Origin of the sequence: Phenylobacterium haematophilum (assembly GCF_014196295.1) — a bacterium.
In the GTDB taxonomy this organism is placed as follows: domain Bacteria; phylum Pseudomonadota; class Alphaproteobacteria; order Caulobacterales; family Caulobacteraceae; genus Phenylobacterium; species Phenylobacterium haematophilum.
The window spans coordinates 395,849-420,086 of record NZ_JACIDK010000001.1; the positions used below are offsets into that span (position 1 = coordinate 395,849).

30 protein-coding genes are annotated in these 24,238 nt (G+C 67.5%); 15 read left to right on the forward strand and 15 right to left on the reverse strand.

Annotated elements, in window-relative coordinates; genetic code table 11:
• Positions 1–11: 11 nt before the first annotated feature.
• Positions 12–467, reverse strand: coding sequence for a cupin domain-containing protein (locus GGQ61_RS02045; protein WP_183769711.1), 456 nt, complete (start codon positions 465–467; stop codon positions 12–14).
• A gap of 90 nt (positions 468–557) precedes the next feature.
• Here GGQ61_RS02045 and GGQ61_RS02050 point away from each other — a divergent pair, with 90 nt between their 5' ends.
• From GGQ61_RS02050 to rpiB, 6 genes are all read left to right on the forward strand, one after another.
• Positions 558–1,238, forward strand: coding sequence for a GNAT family N-acetyltransferase (locus GGQ61_RS02050; protein ID WP_183769712.1), 681 nt, complete (start codon positions 558–560; stop codon positions 1,236–1,238).
• A gap of 52 nt (positions 1,239–1,290) precedes the next feature.
• Positions 1,291–1,602, forward strand: a complete 312-nt coding sequence (locus GGQ61_RS21970; protein WP_221220808.1) for a hypothetical protein — start codon at positions 1,291–1,293, stop codon at positions 1,600–1,602.
• Between the two features lie 153 nt (positions 1,603–1,755).
• Positions 1,756–3,249 (forward strand): dipeptidyl-peptidase 3 family protein, encoded by a 1,494-nt coding sequence (locus GGQ61_RS02060; protein WP_183769713.1) that lies wholly within the window; start codon positions 1,756–1,758, stop codon positions 3,247–3,249.
• Positions 3,250–3,251: 2 nt separating this feature from the next.
• Positions 3,252–4,283, forward strand: a complete 1,032-nt coding sequence (locus GGQ61_RS02065) for a mechanosensitive ion channel family protein (protein ID WP_183769714.1) — start codon at positions 3,252–3,254, stop codon at positions 4,281–4,283.
• Positions 4,284–4,285: 2 nt separating this feature from the next.
• On the forward strand, positions 4,286–4,720 hold the full coding sequence (locus GGQ61_RS02070; RefSeq protein ID WP_183769715.1) for a DUF488 domain-containing protein: 435 nt from the start codon (positions 4,286–4,288) through the stop codon (positions 4,718–4,720).
• 9 nt (positions 4,721–4,729) lie between these two features.
• Positions 4,730–5,176 carry a ribose 5-phosphate isomerase B gene (gene rpiB, locus GGQ61_RS02075; protein ID WP_183769716.1) on the forward strand — a complete coding sequence of 149 codons (447 nt, stop codon included), beginning with the start codon at positions 4,730–4,732 and terminating at the stop codon, positions 5,174–5,176.
• Here rpiB and GGQ61_RS02080 read toward each other — a convergent pair.
• Together GGQ61_RS02080 and GGQ61_RS02085 are read right to left on the reverse strand one after the other, a co-directional pair.
• The gene (locus tag GGQ61_RS02080; RefSeq protein ID WP_183769717.1) at positions 5,173–5,394 is read right to left on the reverse strand and encodes a hypothetical protein; all 222 of its coding nucleotides are present in this window, start codon (positions 5,392–5,394) and stop codon (positions 5,173–5,175) included. The two genes, rpiB and GGQ61_RS02080, sit on opposite strands and share 4 nt — an antisense overlap.
• A gap of 78 nt (positions 5,395–5,472) precedes the next feature.
• Positions 5,473–6,588, reverse strand: coding sequence for a beta-ketoacyl-ACP synthase III (locus tag GGQ61_RS02085; protein ID WP_183769718.1), 1,116 nt, complete (start codon positions 6,586–6,588; stop codon positions 5,473–5,475).
• A 216-nt stretch (positions 6,589–6,804) separates the two neighbouring features.
• Between GGQ61_RS02085 and GGQ61_RS02090 the strand changes: the two genes are divergently transcribed.
• Positions 6,805–7,332 carry a porin family protein gene (locus GGQ61_RS02090; RefSeq protein ID WP_183769719.1) on the forward strand — a complete coding sequence of 176 codons (528 nt, stop codon included), beginning with the start codon at positions 6,805–6,807 and terminating at the stop codon, positions 7,330–7,332.
• 109 nt (positions 7,333–7,441) lie between these two features.
• Here the strand turns inward: GGQ61_RS02090 and GGQ61_RS02095 are convergent, their stop codons facing one another.
• Positions 7,442–7,660, reverse strand: a complete 219-nt coding sequence (locus GGQ61_RS02095; RefSeq protein ID WP_183769720.1) for a hypothetical protein — start codon at positions 7,658–7,660, stop codon at positions 7,442–7,444.
• A gap of 274 nt (positions 7,661–7,934) precedes the next feature.
• Positions 7,935–8,630 carry a terminase small subunit-like protein gene (locus tag GGQ61_RS02100; RefSeq protein WP_183769721.1) on the reverse strand — a complete coding sequence of 232 codons (696 nt, stop codon included), beginning with the start codon at positions 8,628–8,630 and terminating at the stop codon, positions 7,935–7,937.
• 155 nt (positions 8,631–8,785) lie between these two features.
• Here GGQ61_RS02100 and GGQ61_RS02105 point away from each other — a divergent pair, with 155 nt between their 5' ends.
• The 4 genes from GGQ61_RS02105 (at position 8,786) to GGQ61_RS02120 (ending at position 11,799) form a co-directional block, all read left to right on the forward strand.
• Positions 8,786–9,445 carry a DedA family protein gene (locus GGQ61_RS02105; RefSeq protein WP_183769722.1) on the forward strand — a complete coding sequence of 220 codons (660 nt, stop codon included), beginning with the start codon at positions 8,786–8,788 and terminating at the stop codon, positions 9,443–9,445.
• A gap of 60 nt (positions 9,446–9,505) precedes the next feature.
• The gene (locus tag GGQ61_RS02110; RefSeq protein WP_183769723.1) at positions 9,506–9,913 is read left to right on the forward strand and encodes a hypothetical protein; all 408 of its coding nucleotides are present in this window, start codon (positions 9,506–9,508) and stop codon (positions 9,911–9,913) included.
• Positions 9,910–10,827 carry a sterol desaturase family protein gene (locus GGQ61_RS02115; protein ID WP_183769724.1) on the forward strand — a complete coding sequence of 306 codons (918 nt, stop codon included), beginning with the start codon at positions 9,910–9,912 and terminating at the stop codon, positions 10,825–10,827. Before GGQ61_RS02110 ends, GGQ61_RS02115 begins: the two co-directional genes overlap by 4 nt.
• 75 nt (positions 10,828–10,902) lie before the next feature.
• Complete coding sequence (locus GGQ61_RS02120; protein ID WP_183769725.1) at positions 10,903–11,799, forward strand: oxygenase MpaB family protein; 897 nt, start codon at positions 10,903–10,905, stop codon at positions 11,797–11,799.
• A 58-nt stretch (positions 11,800–11,857) separates the two neighbouring features.
• Here GGQ61_RS02120 and GGQ61_RS02125 read toward each other — a convergent pair whose 3' ends face one another.
• Positions 11,858–12,835 carry an NADP-dependent oxidoreductase gene (locus GGQ61_RS02125; RefSeq protein ID WP_221220809.1) on the reverse strand — a complete coding sequence of 326 codons (978 nt, stop codon included), beginning with the start codon at positions 12,833–12,835 and terminating at the stop codon, positions 11,858–11,860.
• A gap of 371 nt (positions 12,836–13,206) precedes the next feature.
• On the opposite strand from GGQ61_RS02125, the gene GGQ61_RS02130 reads away from it, so the two are divergent.
• Positions 13,207–13,680, forward strand: a complete 474-nt coding sequence (locus GGQ61_RS02130; RefSeq protein ID WP_183769727.1) for a GatB/YqeY domain-containing protein — start codon at positions 13,207–13,209, stop codon at positions 13,678–13,680.
• A gap of 201 nt (positions 13,681–13,881) precedes the next feature.
• Here GGQ61_RS02130 and GGQ61_RS02135 read toward each other — a convergent pair whose 3' ends face one another.
• Both GGQ61_RS02135 and GGQ61_RS02140 read right to left on the reverse strand, forming a co-directional pair.
• A complete protein-coding gene (locus tag GGQ61_RS02135) occupies positions 13,882–15,252 on the reverse strand; it encodes an MFS transporter (RefSeq protein WP_183769728.1) in 1,371 nt (456 codons plus the stop codon).
• Complete coding sequence (locus tag GGQ61_RS02140; protein WP_183769729.1) at positions 15,249–15,794, reverse strand: hypothetical protein; 546 nt, start codon at positions 15,792–15,794, stop codon at positions 15,249–15,251. The genes GGQ61_RS02135 and GGQ61_RS02140 overlap by 4 nt, the downstream gene beginning before the upstream one ends.
• Positions 15,795–15,905: 111 nt before the next feature.
• Here GGQ61_RS02140 and GGQ61_RS02145 point away from each other — a divergent pair, with 111 nt between their 5' ends.
• Complete coding sequence (locus GGQ61_RS02145; RefSeq protein WP_183769730.1) at positions 15,906–16,820, forward strand: LysR family transcriptional regulator; 915 nt, start codon at positions 15,906–15,908, stop codon at positions 16,818–16,820.
• A gap of 85 nt (positions 16,821–16,905) precedes the next feature.
• On the opposite strand, the gene GGQ61_RS02150 is transcribed toward GGQ61_RS02145, so the two are convergent.
• The 4 genes from GGQ61_RS02150 to GGQ61_RS02165 form a co-directional block, all read right to left on the reverse strand.
• Positions 16,906–18,129 carry a cytochrome P450 gene (locus tag GGQ61_RS02150; protein ID WP_183769731.1) on the reverse strand — a complete coding sequence of 408 codons (1,224 nt, stop codon included), beginning with the start codon at positions 18,127–18,129 and terminating at the stop codon, positions 16,906–16,908.
• Between the two features lie 196 nt (positions 18,130–18,325).
• Complete coding sequence (locus GGQ61_RS02155) at positions 18,326–19,285, reverse strand: NUDIX hydrolase (RefSeq protein ID WP_183769732.1); 960 nt, start codon at positions 19,283–19,285, stop codon at positions 18,326–18,328.
• On the reverse strand, positions 19,285–19,797 hold the full coding sequence (locus tag GGQ61_RS02160; protein WP_183769733.1) for a tyrosine phosphatase family protein: 513 nt from the start codon (positions 19,795–19,797) through the stop codon (positions 19,285–19,287). Before GGQ61_RS02160 ends, GGQ61_RS02155 begins: the two co-directional genes overlap by 1 nt.
• Positions 19,798–19,801: 4 nt before the next feature.
• Positions 19,802–20,452 carry a YfbR-like 5'-deoxynucleotidase gene (locus GGQ61_RS02165; protein WP_425500944.1) on the reverse strand — a complete coding sequence of 217 codons (651 nt, stop codon included), beginning with the start codon at positions 20,450–20,452 and terminating at the stop codon, positions 19,802–19,804.
• 118 nt (positions 20,453–20,570) lie between these two features.
• Here GGQ61_RS02165 and GGQ61_RS02170 point away from each other — a divergent pair, with 118 nt between their 5' ends.
• Positions 20,571–21,383 (forward strand): universal stress protein, encoded by an 813-nt coding sequence (locus tag GGQ61_RS02170; protein ID WP_183769734.1) that lies wholly within the window; start codon positions 20,571–20,573, stop codon positions 21,381–21,383.
• 17 nt (positions 21,384–21,400) lie between these two features.
• A complete protein-coding gene (locus GGQ61_RS02175) occupies positions 21,401–21,775 on the forward strand; it encodes a hypothetical protein (protein ID WP_183769735.1) in 375 nt (124 codons plus the stop codon).
• On the opposite strand, the gene GGQ61_RS02180 is transcribed toward GGQ61_RS02175, so the two are convergent.
• From GGQ61_RS02180 to GGQ61_RS02190, 3 genes are all read right to left on the reverse strand, one after another.
• Positions 21,772–22,560: a hypothetical protein gene (locus GGQ61_RS02180; RefSeq protein ID WP_183769736.1), complete on the reverse strand. Its 789-nt coding sequence runs from the start codon at positions 22,558–22,560 to the stop codon at positions 21,772–21,774. The two genes, GGQ61_RS02175 and GGQ61_RS02180, sit on opposite strands and share 4 nt — an antisense overlap.
• A gap of 74 nt (positions 22,561–22,634) precedes the next feature.
• Positions 22,635–23,507, reverse strand: a complete 873-nt coding sequence (locus GGQ61_RS02185) for an AAA family ATPase (RefSeq protein ID WP_183769737.1) — start codon at positions 23,505–23,507, stop codon at positions 22,635–22,637.
• A gap of 143 nt (positions 23,508–23,650) precedes the next feature.
• Positions 23,651–24,193: a hypothetical protein gene (locus tag GGQ61_RS02190; RefSeq protein ID WP_183769738.1), complete on the reverse strand. Its 543-nt coding sequence runs from the start codon at positions 24,191–24,193 to the stop codon at positions 23,651–23,653.
• Positions 24,194–24,238 lie beyond the last annotated feature (45 nt).

Here is a 24,238-nt window from a genome sequence, read left to right on the forward strand (position 1 = left end):
TCAAAACGGAATCAGGCGTCCAGATTTGCGGGCACGTCCACGGTCAGCCCATAGGGCCGGCCGAGTTCGATGAGCTTCCCGATATCCGGCGCCGTCGGCGACACCTCCCGGTCGAAGTCCTCGAACATGTGCGAGGCCCCTTCGCGCGAGGTCAGCGAGACCATCTCGCCGCCCCCCTTGCCGAACCGGAACCAGTGGGTTGTGCCGGCCGGCAGGTGGACGAAGGTGCCGGCGTGGGCGAGCAGTTCCTCATCGCCGATGCCGAACGCGATCTCGCCGGCGACGACATAAAACGCCTCGTCCCAGGGATGGCTGTGCGGCGGCGGGCCGCTGCCCTCGGGCCCGATCTGGTGAAAGACCTCGTAGCTGCCGGTGCGCTGGCCCGGCGCGAGGACCGTGATCTGTTCGCCCACCACGTTCAGAGGGCGCACTCCGTCCGACAGCTTGACGACGATTGGCTCGGCCATGACGGCGCGCTCCTCCTGTGCGCCTTTACGATAACATCGTTATTAATTCCCCGCCATGACGTCGGCGATGCACGGGGCTATTCAGGCGCGATGTCGCATCCGCTTGATCGCCCCGTCTGGTCCGCGCTGACCGGCCGTCAGGCCCACCTCGCGCACCAGCACGGCGCCGCCGTCCGCTTCGGACCCGAGTTCGGGCTCTTCGCCGCGCTGCCGGACGCCTCGCCGCAGAGCCTCGCCGACCTGGCGGCCCTGGTCGCCGTGCACGGCGACGTGGCGGTGGTGGAGGAGGGGCCCGCCCCGCCGGTTCCGGGTCTGGCCGTGCGCAGCCAGGCGGTCTGCTGGCAGATGGTCGCAGAAACGCCGAACCCGGTCGGAGAGCCGGCCTTCCCGATCGAGGTCCTGACCGCGGCCGACGCCCCGCAGATGCTGGCGCTGGCGACCGCCACGGCGCCAGGCCCGTTCTTCGCCCGCACCCATGAGCTCGGCCGCTTCGTCGGGGTCAAGGAGAACGGCCGCCTCGTGGCCATGGCCGGAGAGCGGATGCAGCCGGCCGGCTACACCGAGGTCAGCGGCGTCTGCACCGACCCGGCCTACCGCGGCCGCGGCTTCGCCGCCGGCCTGATGCTTGAGGTCGCCGCGCGTATCCGGGCGCGTGGCGAGATCCCGTTCCTGCACTCCTACGCCCACAACACCGGCGCCATCGCGCTCTACCAGGCGCTCGGCTTCGATTTCCGCTGCGAACTGGTGATGACCACCCTGACGCGCGGCTAGCGCTCGGGGCGGCCGCGAGGTTAGGCTCCCTTCAAGCCGAAGGGAGAGAGACATGGCCTTGGAACTGCGCGCGCGTCGCACCCCCGTCGCCCTTGCCGACTCCGCGCCGCGGCGGCTGCGGGCCGTCACCCCGGTCTATGTCGCCCCGCGCGCCACGCCCGCCGGCGCCGTCGGCTTCGGGGCGATGGGCAGCGTGGCGCTCGGCGCCATCGCCTTTGGGGCCGTCGCGGTCGGCGCGCTGGCGATCGGCAAGCTCGCCGTGGGCCGCATCTCGGTCGGCCGGGCGCGGATCAAGCGCTTGGAGATCGACGAACTGACCGTGCGGCGTCTCACCGTCCTCGACGATGGCGAGCCCCCCCGCTGAGCATTTTCCGCCGAAGTGGAGGCCGGTTCGGCGAAGAAAATGCGCAAAAATCAAAACTAGGGGAGCAGATCGCGATCCAATCGGATCGGGATTTGCTCTAGTTTCCGGGCAAACGCCGCCGTGAAGGCGGTTTCTCGGAGCTAAATCATTCACATGCGTAGGTTCGTTGCGCCGCTGATCGCGGCCCTTTGCCTGCCCGCGGCCGCCATGGCCGCCGCCCCCGTCGCCAACGAGGGCCTCGCCCGCATCGAGATGCAGGTCGAGACCGGCTTCCTCAGCGCAGAGGAGCGCCAGGTGGTCAATCTGCTGATCCAGGCCGCCGACGAGATGACCGCCATCTACAAGCGCCAGGCGGCGGGGCCGGGGCCGGGCCACGGCTTCTATCCAGATGGCCTGACCAAGGCCGAGCTCGACGCCTACATCGCCGCCCATCCGGCGGAGAAGGCCGCGCTGATGGACGGCTACACCGTGGTCAAGCGCCAGGGCGGCAAGCTGGTCACCGTACCCTACAACGTCGAGTACAAGGCCGAGCTCGACCGCGCCGCCGCTCTGCTGGACAAGGCCGCGGCGATCACCACCAACCCCAGCCTCAAGAAGTTCCTGACCCTGCGGGCCCAGTCGTTCCGGACCAACGACTACTTCGAGTCCGAGATGGCCTGGATGGACCTGACCGGCACCCCGATCGAGGTCGCGATCGGCCCCTACGAGACCTATACCGACGAGCTCTACGGCCAGAAGACCGCCTTCGAAGCCTTTGTAACCCTGAAGGATCCGGCCGAGAGCAGCGCGCTGGACAAGTACAAGGGCTATCTGCGGGCCATGGAGGAGAACCTCCCGGTCGACGCCAGGTACAAGAACTTCGCTCGCGGCGGGGAGTCGCCCATCGCGGTGGCCGAACAGGTCCGCGGCGGCGGCGACAACACCGTCGGTCCGCAGACCATCGCCTTCAACCTGCCCAACGATGAGCGCGTGCGCGAAGCCAAGGGCGCCAAGAAGGTCGTGCTCTCCAACGTGCTCGGGGCCAAGTACGACCGCATCCTCAAGCCGATGGGAGAGCGCGTGCTGGTCGCCGATCAGGCCGCGCTGGTCAGCAAGAAGTACATGACGCTCGAGACCCTGTTCCACGAGCTGTCGCACAGCCTCGGCCCGGGCTCGATCGTCGTCGACGGCCGCCCGACCACGGTCTCGGCCGAGCTCAAGGAGATCGCCGGCGCCGCCGAGGAGGCCAAGGCCGACGTCATGGGCGCCTACAACATCCTCTTCATGATGGATAAGGGCGAGCTGCCGAAAGCCGAGCGTTCCCAGCTGTTTGCGAGCTACACCGCAGGCGTTTTCCGGGCGGTCCGCTTCGGCGCCGGCGAGGCTCACGGCCGCGGCGCGGCGCTGCAGTACGGCTATCTGAAGTCCAAGGGCGCGCTGGTATGGGATCCGGCGGCCAAGCGCTTCAAGGTCAATGACGACGCCATGCAGGACGGTCTCACCAGCCTGCTGGCCGAACTGATCAAGCTGCAGGGCGACGGCGACTACGCCGGGATGAACGCGTTCTTCGACAAGTACGCCAAGCTGGATCCCGAAGCAGAGACCGTGATCGCCACCTTGAAGGATATCCCGGTGGACATCGCGCCGGTCTACCCGGACAAGATCTGAGCATGAACAGCGAGATCGCCGCCGACCTCCAGTCCCTGATGGCCTTCGAGCTTGTCCGCCTGGGCAAGACCGTGATCACCATCGGCGGGCTGGTGGCGGCGATCCTTATCGTCGCGGTGTCGCTGCTCGCCGCGCGGCTGGCGGCCGGCGCGATCCGTCGCATCCGCGGGCGGGTCGACACCGACGCCGCCCCCTCGATCTACATCTTCGAGAAGCTCAGCACCTATGGCCTGGTGATCTTCGGGATCATCGCCGCCTTTTCGACCCTCGGGCTCGACCTCTCGTCGTTCACCCTGTTCGCCGGGGCGCTCGGCGTCGGCCTCGGCTTCGGCATGCAGGGCATCGTCAAGGAGTTCATCTCCGGCCTGGTGCTGCTGTTCGACAAGCTGATCCGCATCGGCGACTACATTGAGTTGCAGACGGGAGAGCGCGGCGTTGTCGCCGAAATCGGCCCGCGCGCCACCCGCATCCGCAACAACGACGACCTCGACGTCCTGATACCCAACTCTCGGCTCATCGAGCAGCCGGTCACCAACTGGACCCACCAGAACGGCGCCCGGCGGATGCACATTCCCTTCCGCGTCGCCTACGGCGTCGACAAGGAGGCGGTGCGCGAGGCCGTGCTCCGCGCCGCCCACGCCGTGCCCTTCACGCTCAAGGATACGTCCGTCCGCAAGACCCAGGTCTGGCTGATCGGCTTCGGCGAGAGCGGTCTGTCCTTCGAGCTCGTCGTCTGGCCGGCGCTGGAGGCGGTCAAGCGGCCCAACGCCACACACGCAGCCTACACCTGGGCGATCGAGGACGCCTTGCGAAACGGCGGCTTCGAAATCCCGCTGGCCCAGCGCGAACTGCGCGTCCGCTCGGTCTTCGGCGAGGAGGGCGAGGACGCTCTTCAGACCCTGGGCCTGGCCGGCCACGCCGGCGTGGTTCGTCCCGATCTGGCGCGGGCCAGCACCAACGATGCGGCCGAAGATCTGGCCCGCGGCGCCGAGCTGGACGCCGCGGCCGAGGTCGGCCGGCAGAAGGCGCGCTGACAATGAAGCCGCTCGCCACCATCGGCTATGAGGCAAGCACGCACGATGCGGTCATCGCCCGTCTCAAGGCGGCCGGCGTCGAACTGCTGGTCGACGTGCGGGCCGTGGCCGCCTCGCGCCGCGCGGGGTTCTCCAAGACGCTGCTGGCCGCCAGCCTGGCCGAGGCCGGCATCGGCTATGTCCATCTGCGCCAGCTCGGCACGCCCAAGCCGGGCCGGGAGGCTGCGCGCAAGGGCCGCATCGCCGAGATGACCGCCATCTTCGAGGACCACCTGGTCGAGCCCGCAGCCCAGCTGGAATTGGCCGCCGCCAAGGAACTGGCGGCCGAACGCAAGATTGCGCTGCTCTGCTTCGAAGCCGATCATCGCGGCTGCCATCGCAAGATCCTGGCCGATCGCATCTGTGAAGACCTTGGCTGCGCGGTCGAGCACCTTTAGAGCACGCCCATGAGCAACAACCGTATCGTCCTCGCCAGCGACCACGCCGCCATCGGCCTTCGCCAGGCGATCGCCGCCCACGTCTCGGCCCTTGGCTGGGACGTGCTCGATCTTGGCCCTGATACGCCCGAAAGCGTGCCCTATCCGCAGCAGGGCGAAGCCGCGGCCCGCAAGGTCGCGTCGGGCGAATGCCGGTTCGGCATCATCGTCTGCGGCACCGGCCAGGGCATCATGATGGCCGCCAACAAGATCAAGGGCGTGCGCTGCGGCGTCTGCTCGGACACCTTCTCGGCCCGCATGATCCGCCAGCACAACGACGCCAACATGCTCTCGATGGGCGCCCGCGTGATCGGCGAGGGCCTGGCCCTCGACATCGTCGACGCCTTCCTGGGCGCAGAGTTCGAAGGCGGCCGCCACGCCCCGCGCGTCGACATGATCAAGGCGTTGGAGGGTTAGCCCCCGAACGCGCGGCGCAGCTTGTCCAGCGCCGGGGTGATGGTGTCCCAGTAGGGGCGGGCGCATTCGCCATGCCAGGGGCCGCTGAGGCCGCGGGCTCCGTCGGGGTCTTCCTTGAAATGCATGTTAGTGCTGGGCTCGCCGGCCTTGATCGGCAGCTTGCACTTCGGGCACCAGCGACCGCGCGGGTCGCCGCCGGGAACGTCGTCGTAAGCCATGTGGTTGATCCCCCGAGGAACTTTTAGGCCTCAGCCTAGCCTTCAGCCCCCGGGGAACCGACGCGGCACGTGGCCGCGCTAGCGTTTGCGGACGAACACCGTCCCGGCGGAATAGCCGGCCCCGAACGAGCAGATCAGGCCCGTCTCGCCGGTCTGGAAGTCTTCATTGGCCTTGTGGAAGGCGATGATCGAGCCGGCCGACGAGGTGTTGGCGTACTCGTCGAGGATGATCACGTTCTCGCCCGGAGCAGGTTCGCGCCCCAGCACGCGCTTTCCGATCAGCTCGTTCATGTTGATGTTGGCCTGGTGCAGCCACATGCGCTTCAGGCCCGTCGGGTCGATGCCCAGGTCGCCGGCGTGGTCGACGATCATTTCCGAGACCATCGGCACCACCTCGCGGAACACCTTGCGGCCTTCCTGTACGAACAGCTTGTCGGCCCGGCCGGCGCCCTCGGGGGCGGCGCGGTTCAGGAAGCCGAAGTTGTTGCGGATGTTGTTCGAGAACTGCGTCTTCAGCCGCGTGCCCAGGATGTCCCAGCCGTCGGTCGCATCCTCGGCGCGCTCGACGATCACCGCGGTGGCGACGTCGCCGAAGATGAAGTGGCTGTCGCGGTCGCGGAAGTTCAGATGGCCCGAGCAGATCTCAGGATTGACCATCAGCACCGCGCGGGCCGAGCCCGAGCCGACGAAGTCCGCTGCGGTCTTGATCCCGAAGGTCGCCGACGAGCAGGCCACGTTCATGTCGAAGGCGAAGCCCTCGACGCCCAGCGCCTGCTGCACCTCGATGGCCATGGCCGGATAGGCGCGTTGCATGTTCGAGGCTGCGCAGATCACTGCGCCGATCTGACTGACGTCCTTGCCCCAGCGCTCGATCGCCTGCTTGGCGGCCTCGACCGCGATCTCGGCCAGGACGGAGATCTGGTCGTTCGGCCGTTCAGGGATCACAGGTCGCATAAGGTCAGGGTCGACCAGGCCGCTCTTGTCGACCACGAACCGGGATTTGATGCCCGAGGCCTTCTCGATGAACTCGGCCGACGACGGGGTCAGGGCGGCGACTTCGCCTGCGGCGATCGCCTGCGCGTTGGCGGCGTTGAACCGCTCGACATAGGTGTTGAAAGTCTCGACCAGCTCGGCGTTCGAGAGGCTGTACGGCGGGGTGTAAAGGCCCGTGGCCGCGATCACGGCTTGATGCAAAACGCTGTCTCCGACGACCGCTCCTCTCGTTGCACGGGGAGCTTCGGATCACATTGATAGCACGTTCGCCTAAGGCGTCAGCGGTCGATGTGGCCGCAAGGCAACAGACATAATTCGTCTTCTGATTGTCCCGGCAGGGGCCATTTCTCGCCCTGTTTGAGCGCGACCAAGCTCACGTGGCTGGAGATCGCCACGCTTAGTTCGGAGTACAAAAACATGAACAAGAACATTTCTCTCATCGCCGCCGTCGCCGCTGTCGCCATGGTCCCCGTCGCCGCCAACGCCCAGGCCGTCACCGGCTACGGCTCGGTCGGCTACAGCCACCACGATCTGGAAGGCGCCGACGTCGGCGCGATCCAGGGCCGTCTCGGCGCCCGCTTCAATCCCTATCTCGGCGTCGAGGGCGAGCTCGGCTTCGGCGTGAAGAAGGACGACGTCAACATCGGCGGCGTCAAAGGCAAGGCCGAGCTGAAGAACCAGGCCGCCATCTACGGCGTCGGCTTCCTGCCGGTGGCCCCGAACGCCGACCTTTACGCTCGCGTCGGTTATGGCAAGAGCGAAGGCAAGATCTCGGTCCCAGGCGCGATCGCCAAGGCCGACGGCAACAGCTGGAACTACGGCGTCGGCGGCCAGTATTTCCTCGACGACAAGAACGGCGTGCGGGCCGATTACACCCGTCACGACTTCGAGGACGACGCCGGCAAGGCCGACGTCTGGTCGGTCGGCTACGTCCGCAAGTTCTAAGTCGGAGGTAGGGGAGCGCGATCGCTCCCCTCCCTTGAACACGAGCCCAAATGGAAAGGGCCGCCTCCTTGCGGGGGCGGCCCTTTTTTCATGGGCGTGCGCGCCGGGCTTATGCGGCGGCGCTGTGCAGGAATCGGCCAGCCAGGTCGCCGTTGCGCAGGAAGATCTGCACTTCGGCCGCGCTTCCCGAGCGCGCATAACGGTCGGCTAGCGCGCGGGCGGCGGCTTCGGCGCGGCCCCCGGCTTCAAAGATAAGTTCGTTGTCGAAGGCTTCTGAACGGACAGCCCAACCGTCGCCGACGGGCGCAACCAAAATCTGAAGAGCCATGTGAGCTCCTTTTTACTCTACTCACTTTCGGGGGTCGCGAACGCCCCATTCTGGAGCTTCACGATTGAGCATGCGGACGGCCATCGCATGGCGCCCGCTGGGCGAGGTCAGGCCGGCATTCGGCCCTGTTTAAGATGACATCGACACATGTGCGTCGCTCGCTGGCTCACTTCCGATAGCTGCACAGATAGGTCCCCCGCGTCATTTCGCCACCCCAGAAAGCGCGAAACTTGCGTGAAGTTTCCCTGACAGCTGCGGAGAATTGCGGGGAGGGCTAGGCGCCCGGTCCTGACCAGATCGGCCCGGCCAGGATGGCTCCGCTGGTGAAGTCCTGCAGGTAGACCTCCAGCCCGCCTTTGGAAGCCTCGTCCTCCTCGCGATAGGCCTTGGGCGCCAGCCGCGCCGCGCGCCAGCGCAGGACGTCGAACTGCAATCTTGCGACCTTGACGTCGCTCTCCTTCGCCTCCGAAGCGATCGCCCAGGCCAGGTCGCCCAGCATCTCGGCCTGCATCCGCCGCGCCTGCCGGTACATGGCGGCGAAGTCGTCATGGGCGCGCAGCCATTCATAGACTGTGCCGGTGACCGGCATGTCGGCCTCGCCGCAGATTTCCAGCAGGCTGCGACCGCTGGCCAGCCGCCGACAGATTTCTTCGCCGACCTCGGTCCGATAAGCGTCCGGCCGCGCCCAGGGACGGGCCCGTTTCCAGGCCCGGTCGGCGGCGCGCGCCAGAAATGCGTCCCGTCGCGCAGCCTGCGCCTCGGCCTGAGCCTTGCGCAGCGCTGCTCCGAACGGCGGCCGGATCGCGGCCCAGCGATGGACCGTCGCCGCGCCCGGCATGTCGCGCGGTTTGCAGATCGCCCGCAGGCTCTCGCCGGCCGCGACCCGCGCGCAGATCGCCGCCGCTATCTCCTCGCAGAACGGCGTCGCCGCGCGGTTGCGCGGGCTGTCGGTCTCGATGGTTTCGTGCATCTTTCCAGCTTATCGAATTGCCGGAACATAGCAAGAACAAATAGCGGCTCTCCCTGCGCGCTGAGACATATGCGCCACAAGCGGAAAAACTTGCCGGCCGCGGCCTGGCGCCCCCTCGCGCCCGCGCAGACGTGGGCCCATATCGGGCTCCTCCCATGGAAGCGTTCATTCAGAGTCTCGCAGATTTCATCGCCCGGCATGCGGCCTGGGCTGGCCTTGTGCTGGGCCTCGTCACGCTCCTGGAATCTCTGGCCCTGATCGGCGCTTTCATTCCGGCCACCGCCCTGATGGTGATGGCCGGCGGGCTCATCGCGGCGGGCGTGCTTGACCCGGTCCAAGTGGTTCTCTGGTGTGTCGCCGGCGCGATCGTCGGCGACGCGGTCTCGTTCGAACTCGGCCGTCGGCTCGGCCCGCGCGCCCTGCGCCACCCGGTGTTCAAGGGCCATCGCCGCAAGGTCGCCCGCACCCGCCTGTTCAACCGCCAGTACGGCGCGGCCTCGATCTTCATCGGCCGCTTCTTCGGCCCGCTGCGGGCTTTCGTGCCGCTGGTCGCCGGTCTGCTGCAGATGCGCCGCCGCACCTTCCAGGTGGCCAACGCCCTGTCAGCCGTGATCTGGGTGCTGGCGATCCTTGCGCCGGGCTACTTCGCCGCCAAGGGCCTGGCCGAGCTGGAAGCCCTGGGCGAGGCGCATCTGACCACCATCGCCGCCATCACCCTCGGCGGCTTGGTGATCATTGGTCTGGTGGTGCGCGAGGTGCTGCGCCGCCGCGCCGCGGCCGGGGCGCCGCCGGTGTTTGCAAAGCCTCGCGCCTAGATAGCTGTCACTTGACGGTCACGTTGCGCGGGCGGACCCTGCCCGCGGGGAGGACCGTACGTGTCGCAAGCATTCTTCGTGCAGTTCGCTGCATCGGCGGGAGCGATCGCCGTGTTGGTGGGCTTGGCCGCCTGGGCCAAGATCGCCAAACCGATGACGCCGCTCACTGACGCCAAGGCCCTCGACCTGATGGCGCAGGAGTTTCCGGGCCGCCCGATCGACCGCATCTGGGTGGCCGTCGACGGCCGTGGGGCCCTCGCCAAGTCCGGGGCTGCGGCCTTGGTGCTCTGCGAGGTCGGCGACGGGTATGTCGCCCGCCATATCCCCTGGACCCAGGCGGTGGCTGCGTCGTTCCGAGACGGCGTGGTGCGGCTCGATCTTTCCGACGTCGCCGCTCCGGTCGCCCGCCTGGCGCTGCCGAACTGGCCGCCGGCGCCGGGCCCTGGCGAGGACCGCCGCGCCGCATGAGCCTCGACCCCGTCACCCTCGCCACGCCGTTCTTCATCCTGGCGATCATCCTGGAGGTGGCGCTGGCGCGGCTGGGCCGCACCCGCACCAACTACGAGGCCAAGGACACGGCCGCCTCGCTCGTCATGGGCCTGGGCAGCACGGTCGCCGGCCTCCTGGTCGGCGGCGTCGTCGCCGCCGCGACGCTTTATGTCTACCAGCACCGGCTGTTCGACATCCCGATGACCGCGGTCTGGGCGTGGATCGCGATCTTCCTGCTCGAGGACCTGACCTACTACTGGTTCCACCGGCTCAGCCACGAGCGCCGATTCTGGTGGGCCGCGCACGTCAACCACCACTCCTCGCAGCACTACAATCTGTCGACCGCGCTACGGCAGACCTGGACCGGCGGGGTCGCGGGTACGTGGGCCCTGTGGCTGCCGCTGGCCTTCCTCGGCTTTCCGCCGGCGATGATCGCCATCCAGAAGGGGATCAGCCTCGTCTACCAGTTCTGGATCCACACCGAAGCGATCGGAAAGATGCCCCGCTGGTTCGAGGCGGTGTTCAACACGCCCTCGCACCACCGCGTCCACCACGCCCGCAACCCGCGCTATCTCGACCGCAACTACGCCGGCGTCCTGATCGTCTGGGACAAGCTGTTCGGCACCTTCCAGCCGGAGCTGGACGAGGAGCCCTGCCGCTATGGCATCGTCAAGAACCTCGGCGACTTCAACATCCTGCGGGTGGCGTTTCACGAGTGGGCGGGGATGCTGGGCGACGTCGCGCGCCATCCACGCCACGCGCTCGGCTACCTGTTCGGTCCGCCAGGCTGGAGCCATGACGCCAGCCGGCAGACCAGCTGCGACCTGCGCGCCGAGTGGCAGGCCGGTCAGGCCAGGCAGACTGAGCCGCCGCCGCGATCCAAGGTCGCCTAGCGCCCTGGCAGAACCGTCAGGTTGCTCGCCCGTTTAGCTCCTCGCCAGGCTGCGGGCAGGCGGACGCGAGGCGAGATGAGCTTGGAGACTTCCACACGGGCGGCGCTGCGCGCGCCCGGCGCCGGCCTGGCGAGCGCGCTCGACCGGCGGATCTTCGGGCCGTCGCGGGTCGACTATTCGCAGCCGAGGGGCGATCCGGGCCTTTACGGCCCCGACTCCGTCGCCTGGCGGGTGCACGCCAATCCCATCGCCTTGGCGATCGGCGGCGTGGCCGCGGTGATCCTCGAACTGGCCGAGCCGCGGGTCCGCACCGGCGTCTGGGAGCACTCGATCTTCGCCCGCGATCCGCTGACCCGCATGCGCCGCACGGGCGAGGCGACGATGATCACCACCTACGCGCCGACGGCCGAGGCCGACGCCCGCATCGCCATGGTCACCCGCATGCACGAACGCGTTCGCGGCCGGACGCCGGAGGGGCAGGCCTATCACGCCCTCGATCCTGACTTGGCCGACTGGGTCCATCTGACGGCCGCCTACGGCTTCCTCAACGCCTACATGCGCTACGTCGACCCTGGCCTCAGTCCCGCCGACCAGGACCGCTACTATCTCGAGGGCGGCGCTGTGGGCCGCGCGTTCGGCGCCCGCCACCCCTCGACCTCGGCGGCGATGACCGCCGAGCGGATGCAGGCCATGCGGCGACGCCTCGTGCGCCATCCGATCATCGACGAGTTCCTCGCCATCGTGCGGCGCACCTCGCCGATGGGTGCGGTCGGCCGCGCCTTGCAGCCGCTGGTGGTCGAGGCCAGCATCGACCTGCTGCCGCCCGGCGTCGCCGCTCAGCTGGGCCTCGTCGCCAATCCCGTTCGCCTCGCGGCCGCCAAGGTCGCGCTGTCGGCGCTCGGCCGCGCCGCGCGGCTGGCGCCCGGCCCGATCCCGCGTCAGGCCTACGCCCGCATGGGCCGGCGGCCCTAGGGGGCGGCGAGGGCGACGCCCAGCGCCGCTCAGCGATCGTCCTGGCTGCGCGCAAACGCTAATCGGCGATATGGATCAGCATCTTGCCGAGGTTCTCGCCCTTGAAGAGGCCGATGAGGCCTTCGGGCGCCCGGTCGAAGCCTTCGAGCACGGTCTCTTCGTACTTGATCTGGCCGGACTTCACCCAGGCGGTCATGTCGCGCAGGAAGTCGGCGTTCAAGTGGCCGAAGTCGCTGGCTACGAAGCCCTCCATGCGAATGCGGCCATAGATCAGCGAGAAGAGGTTGTGAACGCCCTCGCCGCCGCCGTTGTACATGGAGATCATGCCGCAGACTGGGATGCGCCCGCGCACATTCATGCGGGGCAGGGCTGCGTCGAGGTGAGAGCCGCCCACATTCTCGAAATAGACGTCGATGCCCTTGGGCGTGACTTGGGCGAGGCGTTCGCCGATGGGCTCTGCCTTGTAGTTGATGACCGCGTCCAGCTTCAGCTCGTCCCGTAGCCAGGCGGCCTTTTCCGCCGAGCCGGTGGAGCCGACCACGTAGCAGCCTTTGATCTTGGCGATCTGGGCGGCCACCGAGCCCACCGCGCCGGCGGCGGTGGACACGAAGACCTGCTCGCCGTCCTTGAGCGCGCCGATGTCGAGCAGGCCGCCATAGGCGGTGATGCCGGTCCCGCCCAGCGCGTGCAGGTAGACGCTGAGCGGCAGTTCAGGGTCGGGGGCGAGCAGGGCGAGGCCCTTGCCGTCGGACACGAACCGCTTGCGGAAGCCCGCGCCGTGACGGACGAGGGCCCCTTCGGGGAACTTGGGATTGAGAGACTTGATCACGCGGCCGATGCCGCCGCCGAGCAGTGGGGCGTTCAAGGGCTGATCGGCGTCGAGCCGCGGGCGCATATAAGGGTCCACCGACATCCACAGCGCCTCGACCAGAACCTGGCCTTCGGTGGGCTCGGCGAGCGGCGCCTGGACCAGTGCAAAGTCTTCCCGCGTCGGCATGCCGTCGGGTCGGCGGACCAGGTGGATTTCGTCGGTCATGGGCATAGCGGAATCCTAAGGCGTGATGAGGAGTGAATGCGCACCGGTACAGCATGCTCGCCATGCGCGGGACCCCTGCCTGCCCGATGAGCTTGCCGCTCGCCGCGAGAAATGCCGGCGTCTGGCAAGCCTCCCTCGCTCGGCCAGACGCTTGGCGCAAGAGCGGCGGCGAGCGGAGCCCATGAGCAGACCATCCCAGGTGTCCGCTTTGCGCCGCGGTCCGGATGTTCCCTAGTGGCGCTCAGCGGGCGAAATGCGGACATGGATGTTGCGGGGAGCCTGCTACGGTGGTCCCAGGGTGCGATCGCGCTTGAACGGCGGCCTCCTCCCGACAGAACTACCGAACAGAGTGAAATTGAAAGGACGGCGTCATGGCGTTGCTTGACGAGCTCAAAGCTGACCAACTCGCGGCGCGTAAGTCGAACGACCGCCTGAAGGCCGACCTGCTCACCACGCTGATCGGCGAGGCGTCTCAGATCACGACCGAAGAGTTCAAGCGCGGCGTGACGGAAGTCACCGATGAAAAGGTCGCCGCGACCGTCGCGAAGTTCCTGAAGAATACGAAGCTGACGCTGGAGAACCTCGCCAGCGAGCGCGCCCGCCTGATCGACGCCGGCGCCGATGCGTCCAAGGTCGGCCAGCGCATTGAGGCCGCTGAGACCGAGCTGGCGATCCTCTCGTCCTATGGCCCAAAGCAGATGACGGAATCGGAGCTGCGCAAGGTCATCGACGATTTCCGGGCCCAGAACCCCGACGCCAACGTCGGGACCATCATGGCCCACCTGAAGACGAACTTCGGCGGCCAGTATGACGGCAAGACCGCCAGCGCGTTGGCCAGGGGGTAGGGCGGGAGTTAAGCCCTTCAGGCACTGAGGGCGCGCGCCGATGGCCGGGAGGGGCTCGTTGCGGTTGATCGCGACGTCTGCTTCCGGGCGTCAAGCCTGGTGCGGGTCGTCATGAGTGGCCTTGGCGCAGAACTGACCTCCCTCACTGTGAAGTCTTTCTGAGTGGCTGTAGGCCAGGGGCAGGGCTTTCCTGGGAGGCCGCTAACCCGATTGGGCTGAGTGGTGAAAACTAAGAAGCCCGGCGGTCAGTGCGAACGACGCAGCTATGGCGAGCCCCAGTTTCGGCGCATCGGCCCCGACCGTCAGATTAAATAGCAAGGTCATGATGAGGGCGCCGATGATCTGGCCGGCGACGCGGGCGGTGCCCTGCATGCCTCCGGCTGCTCCGCTGCGTTCCGCAGGGGCAGACAAGAACATGTTTCGATTGTTCGGCGTCTGGAACAACCCAAAGCCAATTCCGCATAGAGCGATCGCGGCGATGAGCGCAGGGGGCTGTTCAAGCAGGGCGCAGGTCGCGGCGCCGGAGAGGCCGGCGGAGAGGCTTAGGGCCCCGATGACGCAAAGCTTACTTGTCGGCACGCGATCTGCCAGGCGACCGGCGACGATGGCGGTCGCGGCGACGCCCAGCGGCCAGGGCGTGAGGTAAAGTCCGGTCGCGAACGGGGTGAGCTTCAGTTCGTGTTGGAGGTAGAAGGGCAGCGCCAGGAGCCCGGCCGATTGCCCGGCGAAACAGCTGACCGACGCAAAGACGGACGTTCGAAATGGCCGGGCGCGCAGCAGGTCCAACGGGAACATCGGGGCGCGCTTCTTCGCCTCCCGCTGGACGAGCAGCGCAAGCCAGGCGATAGCCAGGGTTAGAGACGCTGCCGCCCAGAACGGGGCGCTAGTGGCCAACTCGGTCGACAGGATGAGCAGCGCAAACATGCCGGCGTTCAAGGCGATGCTCATCGGATCCAGCGACGTCGAGCGCTCCGGCGACGCCGGCATTGCGCGGGTCGCCGCGGCCGCCACGATCGCGAGAGGGAGCGGCGCTGCAAACAGCCACGGCCAACTCGCGTGGGCCAGGATGGCGGCGCCGAGACCTGGCGCCGCAGCCGAAGCGATAGCGACGGTGAGCGCATTCCATCCGATCGCAGCGCCAAGGCGGCTGTTGGGAACCGCGAGGCGAAGGAGCGCGACGCCCAGCGCCATCACCGCGGCGCCGCCAATCCCCTGAACCAACCGGGCCGCCACTAGCCACTCTAGAGATGGAGCCTTTGCGCATAACACCGATGCTGCGGCGAAGGTCGCAACACCGAGCGTGAACACCCTGCGAAAGCCAAACCGCTCGCCGAGCGCACCACACGGCAGCAGCGCCATGACCAGGCCCGCCTGGTACGCAGTGATGATCAGGACGGACTTTGCGGGTGTCACATTCAGGGCGCGGCCGAGGCTCGGCAGGGCGACATTGGCGATCCCGGCGTCCAGCACGACCAACGCCATGGCCGACAGAACGCCCGCGATGGTGACGCCGGAACGCAAGCTTGAGAGCTGTGGGCTCGGCGTGGCGGGACTGGGGGCAAGAGCGGTCATCTCGCGGCCGGCGCCCAGACGCCGCTCTGCTCGACATAACGGGTCAGCCTGCGTTCGATGCGATCCTCGACCCGAAGATCACGGTCCGTGAACCTGAAGAGCAGGGCGGACTGCGAGCGGCATCGCGTGTCGTGGACGTCGCCGGGAAGATAGACCTGCACCTGGCCGCTTTGAACGACGGTGCTGTTGCGCTGAACCAGTCGGATTGGCCCGTTCTGATCCTCCACAGGAGCATAGGTCCGCATTTCGATCTCACCATCCTGGATGGCGTAGATCACCCACCCTCGACCGTGGTCATGGGGCGCGCGGTAGAGGCCAGCCTGCTCTGTGTGCGCCAGCAGCACGAAGCCATGTTCGGGATCGCGATAGAGTTCCTGGTTGGCCGGTGCGGTCCGGAGAAGCTCCGCCAGCCAAGCTTCCGAGGCAGGTGTCTTCACGAGCTCAGTTAGGTAGCTTTGGCATTCCGTGACCAGTTCCGTGGTCAGCGGACCCCAGGCGGCTCGCACCTGCTCGACAAACTTCTGAAGGGAGTTGGTAGGCATGAATTCATCCTTCGCGGTTGACGGATGAAGCGTACGGGCCTTCAACGCATGGCGGAACGCGCAGCGATTGCACTCTAATAGTGCGTCTGACGCCATGTATTGGAAGCCGCCATGTCGACGCCCGACCTCAATCTGCTGTTCGCCCTGGACGTGTTGCTGGCTGAGGGAAGCGTTGCGACGGCAGCGCGGCGCCTTCGGCTCAGTCCATCGGCGATGAGCCGCACGCTTGCGCGATTACGAGAGACGACTGGCGACCCTCTCCTTGTGAGGGCCGGGCGAGGGCTTGTGGCGACTCCGCGTGCGATCGCGCTACAGCCGCAAGTCAGTCAGATCGTAAAGGAGGCCGCAGCATTGCTTGCGCCGTTGGAGGGCCTGGATATCGCAACCTTGGCGCGGACCTTCACGCTGCGGACCAGCGACGGCTTCGTTGAGTGTTTCGGCCCTGGTCTGATCGCCAAAGTGAGCGCGGAGGCTCCGAATGTCCGCCTCAACTTCCTGCAGAAGCCCGACAAGGACAGCGGGCCGCTGCGTGAAGGTCGGGTCGACCTCGAAACGGGCGTCGTCGATGCGTCGCTGGGCCCGGAGCTGCGCACCCAGGCGCTGTTCCTCGACCGTCTCATCGGAGTTGTGCGGGCGGGGCACCCCCTTGCGAACGGCGAGGTCACGGCCAAGCAGTACGCGGCGGCGCGTCACGTCATTGTTTCGAGGAGCGGCTTTGAGGCGGACGCCGTGGATCGTCCCTTCCTGCCGGAGGATCTGACACGCCAGGTGGCGAGCGTCGTGGGCGGCTTCGCGGTCGCCTTGTCGTTGGCGCGCACCTCCGACTTGGTAGCGACGGTTCCCGAGCGCCATAGCGAGATCCTGCGCGAGGGGATGTTCAGCTTCCCAATCCCCGCAGACACCAAGCCATTCACGGTGGCGATGCTTTGGCATCCTCGCCTTGACGCCGATGCCGCGCATCGCTGGTTGCGGGGATGCGTGCGCGAGGTCTGTTTGTCCACGGCGGGCAGCTCAGGGCCAGCCTAGGGCATTCTTCATCCGCTATATGGCATGTCCGATTGCGGCGCCCTTCTAAAGTTCCGCTTCTGGCGCTGAGCCGACCTCGCCAAACTCACCCCGCCACCACCAACGCCTCCATCCCCCTGAAGAAGGGCAGCGCCCGCCACGTCGGCTCGTCGCCGGCCAGGCGCAGGTCGGGGAAGCGTTCGAACAGCCGCACCAGGGCCTGCTTGGCCTCGATCCGCGCCAGCGGCGCGCCGATGCAGATGTGGCTGCCGCCGCCGAAGGCGACGTGCGGCACGTGCTTGCGGGTGATGTCGAAGCGGTCGGGGTCCTCGAACACCTCCGGGTCGCGGTTGGCGCCGTGCAGCGAGGTGATCACCGACTGGTGGACGTGCATCGGACAGCCGCCGACCTCGCGCTCCTGCGAAATCACCCGGTTCGTGATCCCGACCGGCGATTCATAGCGCAGGATCTCCTCGACCGTGGCCGCCGCCAGGCTCGGATCGGCCTTCAGCTTGGCCAGCTCCTCGGGGTGGTTCAGCAGCAGCCAGACGCCGTTGCCGATCAGGTCGGTGGTGGTCAGGTTGCCGCCGATCAGCAGGGCCGAGAGATTGACCCGGATCTCGTCGTCCGACAGCGGCGCGCCCTCGGCCTGGAGCTTCACCATGTCGCTGATCAGGTCGTCCTGCGGGGCGGCGCGGCGCTGCGCCATCAGGTGCGAGAAGTAGTCGGTGAGCTTGCCCGAGCCCCACTCCATCTTCTGCGTCTCTTCCGGCGTGCGCAGCGGGTTGAGGCCGAGGATCGAGGCCTCCGACCACTCGCGGAACTCGCGGAACCGCTCGCGCTCGACGCCCAGGATCGTGGCGATGACCAGGATGGGGATCGGAATGGCGACGTCGCCGATCAGGTCGAAGGGCGCCCCGTGCGGGGCCGCGTCGATCACCTCGTCGATGATCGCCTCGATCTGCGGCTTCATGGCGTTGATGCGGCCGTAGAAGGCCTTGGCCAGCGGCAGGCGCACGCGGCTGTGGTCGGGCTCGTCCAGCAACAGGATGCTGTCCTGCCGCGGGGCGTCCGGATCGCGGTCCATGCGGCGCAGGAGGGCGCCTTCCTCGGCGCGGCTCCAGTGGCGCCACAGGCTGCGGTCGTTGACCGTGTCGCGCACGTCGCCGTAGCGGGTCAGGAACCAGGTCTTCACGCCCTCGTCGCGGTGCACCGGGCATTGCTCGCGCAGGTCCTTCAGCCGCTCGTGCGGGCTGACCCGGGCGACGGGGTCGAAGGCGGAAGTCTCAACGATGCTCCAGACACGCTGGCCCGCATGTTGATCGGTCATCGGCGTCACTCAAATACCTTTGTTTCGAAGCATAGTGAGCCCATCGCCGCACGCTGCAAGGGGGCGCCGCAGGGGAAACTGAACACTGATCACATTATTTTTGCGGAGGGCGGTCCTGCAACCCTCAGTCGCGCAGCCGCAGCCGCAGCCGCAGCCGCCGCCGTCATCGTCGGCCGTCCCCGGGCCGGCGAGGGGATCAGTCGCGCAGCAGCGGCAGGGCCAGGCCCGAGACCGGGCGCGCGCTCAGCGCCTCGCGGCGGAAGCGGAACAGCTCGGCCGGACGGCCGCCGGTCTCCGAATCCACCCGGCCCAGGCCCTCGACCAGTTCGGCCCGTTCCAGGGCGCGGCGGAAGTTCTGCTTGTGCAGCGGCACCCCGGCGATCGCCTCGACCGCGCGCTGCAGGGCCGAGAGGGTGAAGGCCTCGGGCATCAGCTCGAACACCACCGGGCGGTACTTGAGCTTGCCGCGCAGACGCGAGAGGGCGGTGGCCAGGATCCGCCGGTGGTCGGAGGCCATCGGCTCGCCGAGCGCCGCGGCGAGGGCCGGCGACGGGGCGCCGGGGGCCTCGGCCCGGTCGCGGGCGGCCTCGGGCGCCAGGCCCGCCTCGTAGAGCAGCTCGTAGCGCTCCAGCACCCGCTCCTCGTTCCAGGGGGCGCCGTCGAGCGCGAACAGCAGCCGGGCGCGCGACAGCTTCTCGATGCGCCCGCCGGCCCAGCGGCGCAGCGCCGGCTCGAGCACGTCGAGCGCTTCGGGCCGGCCCTGGCGCCAGTCCTCGTAGGGGAAGAACCGAGACCAGTCGGCCCAGGCGGTGTCCGGGCCCGTGGTGTCGACCGGGGTAGGGGTCAGGGCCAGGTAGCCGACCGAGAGCACGCGGGCGGCTGCGCTGGAGCCTTCCCCCATGTCGGCCAGCGGGGCGTCGCGGCCGCGGTCGCCGAAGGTGTAGAGCTGCTCGACATAGCCGAGGTCGAACCGCGTCTGGGCGGTCACGAAGGCGCGCAGGGCCAGCTCGAAGGTCCGGTGGGCGTCGGGGTCGAAGGGGCCGAAGGGGAGGCTGGCCAGCTGGCCTTCGCGGCGCACGGTCAGCACCACCGCGTCGCCGTCGCGCACGGCTACGACCACGGCCGACAATCCGATGACGATCGACGCCTGCTCCATCAGTGGGCGGCCGCGAAGTCGAAGGGCACGCCGTAGCCGCTGTATTCGTAGTCGCCCATCGCCTCGACGGCGTCGACCATGCGGCCGCGGCGGCCGAGGATGTCGTCGGCCAGGGCGATGATCTTGCGGTTGGGATAGGCGTGCTTGGCCGCGCGGCGCATGCGCATGGCGATCAGGCGCTCGTCGGCGTCGGGGTTGCGGTCGCAGGCCAGGATGAAGGCGCTGGCGCTCGAGCGGCTGATCCCGGCCCAGCAGTGGACGATCATCGGGGCGCTGGCGTCCCAGGCGCGGCCGAAGGCCAGCAGCTGGTGGACGAGGTCGGCGCTCGGCAGGATCAGGCCCTCGGTGGGCTGGGCGATGTCGTTGACCGACAGGCGCAGGTGATGGGCGGGGGGCAGGCCGGCCGGGGTCTCGATCATGCTGGCGGCGTCCAGCAGGGTGATCATGTGCGACGGGGCGCGGGCCGCGATGATCGCGGGCACCTCGGCCAGTCCGCAGACAATCAGGGTCATGGCGCTACTCGGTGTCGAAGGCTGCATCGGCCGAGGCTGACGCGAATCCCGCCGCCTCGGACAGCACATTGTAACGCTGAATATATCGGCTTTGCGCCTGGGCCGGCGGCAGCGGGTCGATCGTGAGTTCGTAGCCGGCCGGCGGGGCGCCGAAGAACTCCAGCGCCTCCTTGTGGCTGAAGCCGGCGAGCTGGGTGGCCTCGAAGAACGCGCAGGCGCGGTCGGCTTGCTTGATCAGCTTCTTGATCGGGACCGGCGTCTTGGCCGGGATGCCGAAGCGGACGTGAATGGCCGTTTCCAGCCGCTCCTCGAATTTCTTATAATCCATCCCCAGCGCCGCCTTGAACGGGCTGATCATGTCCCCGATCACGTACTCCGACGCATCGTGCAGCAAAGCCGCCAGCCGCCAGCGCGGTTCGAGGTCCGGCTGGATGTGCGCGCAGATTTCCTCGACCACCACCGAATGCTGGGCGACGGAGAAGGCGTGCTCGCCGGTGGTCTGGCCGTTCCAGCGCGCGACCCGCGCCAGGCCATGGGCGATATCCTCGATTTCGATGTCCATCGGCGAGGGGTCGAGCAGGTCGAGCCTGCGCCCCGAAAGCATCCGCTGCCAGGCGCGCGGTTCCTTCCGCGATATACGCAGCCCTTTGCTCACCGATGCGTTCCTTCCATGGTCAAGGTCGTGAACTGACCCAGGACTTGCCAAAGATCAATGCGCGGCGTGGGATGGAGGCTCCAGATGGCCGGCAAGCCGGGTCGAGAAAGGAACTGCGATGAGTTGGGCTAGGATCATGGCGCCCTTGTCGGGAGGCGAAGGCGACAAGGCCGTGATAGCCGCCGCGGCCAAACTCGCCGAACCGTTCGGCGCCGAGCTGGCGGGAGTCTACACGCCGGCCGACGTCGCCGACGTCATGCCCTGGATGGGCGAGGGCTTCCTGGGCGGCGTCCAGACGACGGCGCTGGAATCTCTGAAGGAGGCAGCCGTCGTCGGCGAGAAGAACGCGCGCGCGGCCATGGCCGCGACGGCCTACGCCAAGGGGCAGTTCGTGGCGCTCCAGACCCCCGTGTGGGCCGGGCTGTCGGCCGAGAGCCGGCTCTCGGACGTGGTGGTGTTCAACAACGATTCCGCCCGTGGCCGCGGACCGCTCGCCGAGGCGTTCCAGCAGATGGTCGCCGACGAGCAGCGCCCGGTCCTGGTGGCCCGCGACGGCTTCGCCGTCGGCGGTCCGGTCGCGGTGGCTTGGGACGGCGGCAAAGAGGCCTCGCGCGCGGCGCGTCTGGCGATGCCACTGCTGGAGAAGTCGAATCACGTCGTGATCCTGGCCGCGCCGAAGGCCACCTCGCGCAGCTTCGATCCGCATCGGCTGCAGGCCTACTATGCCGCCCGCGGGGTGAAGGCGGAGGTAGACATCCTGCCCGACAGCGGCGACGCGGCGCCGTTGCTCCTCTACGCAGCCAGCAAGGCCGGGGCTGGAATCCTCGTCGCGGGCGCATTCGGTCACCCGCGGCTGCAGGAGTTCATCTTCGGCGGCACGACCCGAACCCTACTGTCGGCGGACCAGCCGTCGCTCTTCCTATCTCACTAGAACTAGAGGCTCAGGATATGACCCTGTCGCGTATCGTGATGCGGCTCGCCCGCAATCCCGGCACCGAATTCGCGGGTGGCGATGACCACCGAGGCTACGCCCTGACCGCGCCGCTGACGCCGGACGGCCTGCTCGACGCCGACGCCTACGCCAAGGCGCGCTCAGAGTGCGTCGTGCGCCGCTTCGCGCCGGACGAGGACGCCGCGGACGGCCGACTGTCGCGCCGGGGTACGCGCTGGTTCTTCGACTACGACGACGCGGATTCCTCGGATGACGAGCCGGTGCATCGCCTCGGCGAGCATCGATTCGCGGTCGGCGAGTACGTCACCGTCACCGACGAGGACGGCCGGCCGCTGACTTACAAGGTCGTCGAGGTGCAGGCCGCCGGCTAGACGCCGCCATTACGGCGCACCAGCTCCTGGACGTCGTGATAGATCTTGTCGCCCGACTCCGTGTCGCGCTTGGAACGGACCTTGGCCACGGTCAGCGGGCCGCCCTTCGGTCCGCCGGCCTCGAAGCCGACGTAGCGATACCCGGCCGGCAGATCCTTGCCCGTGTAGATGAAGGTGGCGCGCAATCCGCGCTTCTCGCGTGAGAGCGCTTCGCCCCGCATCCGGACGTCGCGATAGATGTTTACGGTCGTGTCTTCGCCGTCCGCGTCGACACGCAGCGGACCTATGCGGACATTCGCGCCATCGCCTGACTCCGACACATGGACGCCCGGAAGATCTATGCGATTGCCGCCAGCATCGCCGATCTTTGATGAGGCCGACGCAGGAAGGCCGGCGTCCGCGGCCGCTTCAGCATGGACCCGCGCGACCTCCGCCGCGACAGCCCCGACATTCGCCTTCGCCGCTGCGACCTCAGCTATCTTGGCCCCGGTATCGGCCTGCGCGGCCTCGTTCTCCGGCGTCATCGGTCCGGGCGTGCTGCGCAGGTCGGCTTCGATCTTGGCGAGGGTCTGTTGCGCCGTGCCGGTGATCGGGGTGAGTTCGAGGCTGACCTCTGCGCCGTCGGACGATCGGTAGGCGCAGGACTTGCCATCGGCGGCGATGCTGATGCGCGTCAATTCGCCCTCGGTGCTCGGGCAGTCGAGCTTGGTCACCGCGCGTGGGGCCTCGCGGGCGCACGCGGCCAGCGACAGCGCCGATGCAGCGAGCAGAAATGCAGCCTTCATACGAAAAACGCTCCGGTCATGTCATCTGACGGTGACCGGAGCGCTTTGAAACGTCGAGTGAATTCGCCGTAAACCTATTGTTGGCCCGGGCGGCTCCCCGCGCCCTCGCGGCGAGCAAGGAAGGCGAGGCGCTCGAACAGATGAACGTCCTGCTCGTTCTTCAGCAGCGCGCCATGGAGAGGCGGGATCAGCTTGGTCGGATCCTTTTCCTTCAGCGCGTTCTCGTCGATATCCTCGACCATGAGCAGCTTCAGCCAGTCGAGCAGTTCCGACGTCGACGGCTTCTTCTTCAGGCCCGGCACCTTGCGCATGTCGTAGAAGATGCGCAGCGCCTCGGCGACGAGCTTCTGCTTGATGCCCGGATAATGGACCTCGACGATCTCGTTCATCGTGTCGGCGTCAGGGAAGCGGATATAGTGGAAGAAGCAGCGGCGCAGGAACGCGTCCGGCAGTTCCTTCTCGTTGTTCGAGGTGATGATCACGATCGGACGCACCACGGCCTTGATGGTCTCGTTCGTCTCGTAGACGTAGAATTCCATCCGATCGAGCTCCTGCAGGAGGTCGTTCGGGAACTCGATGTCGGCCTTGTCGATCTCGTCGATCAGGAGGATCGGGCGCTTGTCGGAGGTGAAGGCCTCCCAGAGCTTGCCCTTCTTGATGTAGTTACGCACGTCCTTGACGCGCTCATCGCCGAGTTGGCTGTCGCGCAGGCGGCTGACCGCGTCGTATTCATAGAGGCCCTGCTGGGCCTTGGTGGTGGACTTGATGTGCCAAGTGATCAGTTCGGCGTCGAGCGCCTTGGCGATCTCATAGGCCAGCACGGTCTTACCGGTGCCCGGTTCGCCCTTGATCAGCAGGGGCCGTTCCAGCGCAACAGCCGCGTTGACGGCGACCTTCAGGTCTTCAGTGGCGACGTAATTGTCGGTGCCTTCAAAACGCTGGCTCATTCGCGCTCCCTGGGACGGGCGAGTATGGCGCCCGCTTTCGAACAAATGTTTCAACCTGGGTCCAAACTAAAGACCCAAGCGGGACATTCAAGCTGATTGAGCGTTGTTCCGCGGCGTTTGTCGCAAAAGATCGCGGTGCTTCCCTAGCGTCGGGGGCGCGTGACCGAAACGGGATCAGAGGCAGGAAAGCTGTCTTTAAGGCCGATTTCCAACGCGCTTTCGTCACTGGCGTCCGACCCGCCCGGCGCCGCGTAGCCCATGCGGCGCAAATCTTCATCGCTAACGGCCTTGGACTGGAAGTTCGTGAAATCGTCCTCACCGCCGGCCACGAGGTCGGCGTCGGCGACTTCGTCGAGACCATCGATCGAATCAGAATCAACCTCGTCGTCATCGAACGCGTCGGCATCTTCCTGATCGGAGTCGTCCGCGGCCGCCCGATAGTCGAGCTCATCGTCCTCCTCAAGGCTCTCTTCGTCGAACTCGTCTTCGTCGAACTCGGCCGCATCGACGGAGCGGCCTTCTTCGTCATCGCGATCGCCATAGGCGCGGGTCGCGTCGAACAGGTCGGGCATCTCCTCGAAGGTGCGCATCTCGCCGATCTGTTCGCGATCGTCGAGGTTGGCTTCGTCGAACGTTTCGGCGTTGTCCTGGTCGTCGTATCCGTCGTCTTCTCGCAGGCCCGGCATCATGGGTCTCCTAAACTTCGGGCGCCCGCGGCGGACGCGCGTCGT

Coding starts and splice junctions, on each gene's coding strand:
- GGQ61_RS02050 (WP_183769712.1), top strand. CDS start 558: ATGTCGCATCCGCTTGATCGCCCCGTCTGGTCCGCGCTGACCGGCCGT.
- GGQ61_RS02125 (WP_221220809.1), bottom strand. CDS start 12,835: ATGACCGACGAAATCCACCTGGTCCGCCGACCCGACGGCATGCCGACG.
- GGQ61_RS02070 (WP_183769715.1), top strand. CDS start 4,286: ATGAAGCCGCTCGCCACCATCGGCTATGAGGCAAGCACGCACGATGCG.
- GGQ61_RS02130 (WP_183769727.1), top strand. CDS start 13,207: ATGGCGTTGCTTGACGAGCTCAAAGCTGACCAACTCGCGGCGCGTAAG.
- GGQ61_RS02100 (WP_183769721.1), bottom strand. CDS start 8,630: ATGCACGAAACCATCGAGACCGACAGCCCGCGCAACCGCGCGGCGACG.
- rpiB (WP_183769716.1), top strand. CDS start 4,730: ATGAGCAACAACCGTATCGTCCTCGCCAGCGACCACGCCGCCATCGGC.
- GGQ61_RS02190 (WP_183769738.1), bottom strand. CDS start 24,193: ATGCCGGGCCTGCGAGAAGACGACGGATACGACGACCAGGACAACGCC.
- GGQ61_RS02045 (WP_183769711.1), bottom strand. CDS start 467: ATGGCCGAGCCAATCGTCGTCAAGCTGTCGGACGGAGTGCGCCCTCTG.
- GGQ61_RS02155 (WP_183769732.1), bottom strand. CDS start 19,285: ATGGAGCAGGCGTCGATCGTCATCGGATTGTCGGCCGTGGTCGTAGCC.
- GGQ61_RS02145 (WP_183769730.1), top strand. CDS start 15,906: ATGTCGACGCCCGACCTCAATCTGCTGTTCGCCCTGGACGTGTTGCTG.
- GGQ61_RS02140 (WP_183769729.1), bottom strand. CDS start 15,794: ATGCCTACCAACTCCCTTCAGAAGTTTGTCGAGCAGGTGCGAGCCGCC.
- GGQ61_RS02115 (WP_183769724.1), top strand. CDS start 9,910: ATGAGCCTCGACCCCGTCACCCTCGCCACGCCGTTCTTCATCCTGGCG.
- GGQ61_RS02135 (WP_183769728.1), bottom strand. CDS start 15,252: ATGACCGCTCTTGCCCCCAGTCCCGCCACGCCGAGCCCACAGCTCTCA.
- GGQ61_RS02185 (WP_183769737.1), bottom strand. CDS start 23,507: ATGAGCCAGCGTTTTGAAGGCACCGACAATTACGTCGCCACTGAAGAC.
- GGQ61_RS02150 (WP_183769731.1), bottom strand. CDS start 18,129: ATGACCGATCAACATGCGGGCCAGCGTGTCTGGAGCATCGTTGAGACT.
- GGQ61_RS02090 (WP_183769719.1), top strand. CDS start 6,805: ATGAACAAGAACATTTCTCTCATCGCCGCCGTCGCCGCTGTCGCCATG.
- GGQ61_RS02105 (WP_183769722.1), top strand. CDS start 8,786: ATGGAAGCGTTCATTCAGAGTCTCGCAGATTTCATCGCCCGGCATGCG.
- GGQ61_RS02080 (WP_183769717.1), bottom strand. CDS start 5,394: ATGGCTTACGACGACGTTCCCGGCGGCGACCCGCGCGGTCGCTGGTGC.
- GGQ61_RS02160 (WP_183769733.1), bottom strand. CDS start 19,797: ATGACCCTGATTGTCTGCGGACTGGCCGAGGTGCCCGCGATCATCGCG.
- GGQ61_RS02170 (WP_183769734.1), top strand. CDS start 20,571: ATGAGTTGGGCTAGGATCATGGCGCCCTTGTCGGGAGGCGAAGGCGAC.
- GGQ61_RS02120 (WP_183769725.1), top strand. CDS start 10,903: ATGAGCTTGGAGACTTCCACACGGGCGGCGCTGCGCGCGCCCGGCGCC.
- GGQ61_RS02180 (WP_183769736.1), bottom strand. CDS start 22,560: ATGAAGGCTGCATTTCTGCTCGCTGCATCGGCGCTGTCGCTGGCCGCG.
- GGQ61_RS02065 (WP_183769714.1), top strand. CDS start 3,252: ATGAACAGCGAGATCGCCGCCGACCTCCAGTCCCTGATGGCCTTCGAG.
- GGQ61_RS21970 (WP_221220808.1), top strand. CDS start 1,291: ATGGCCTTGGAACTGCGCGCGCGTCGCACCCCCGTCGCCCTTGCCGAC.
- GGQ61_RS02095 (WP_183769720.1), bottom strand. CDS start 7,660: ATGGCTCTTCAGATTTTGGTTGCGCCCGTCGGCGACGGTTGGGCTGTC.
- GGQ61_RS02175 (WP_183769735.1), top strand. CDS start 21,401: ATGACCCTGTCGCGTATCGTGATGCGGCTCGCCCGCAATCCCGGCACC.
- GGQ61_RS02060 (WP_183769713.1), top strand. CDS start 1,756: ATGCGTAGGTTCGTTGCGCCGCTGATCGCGGCCCTTTGCCTGCCCGCG.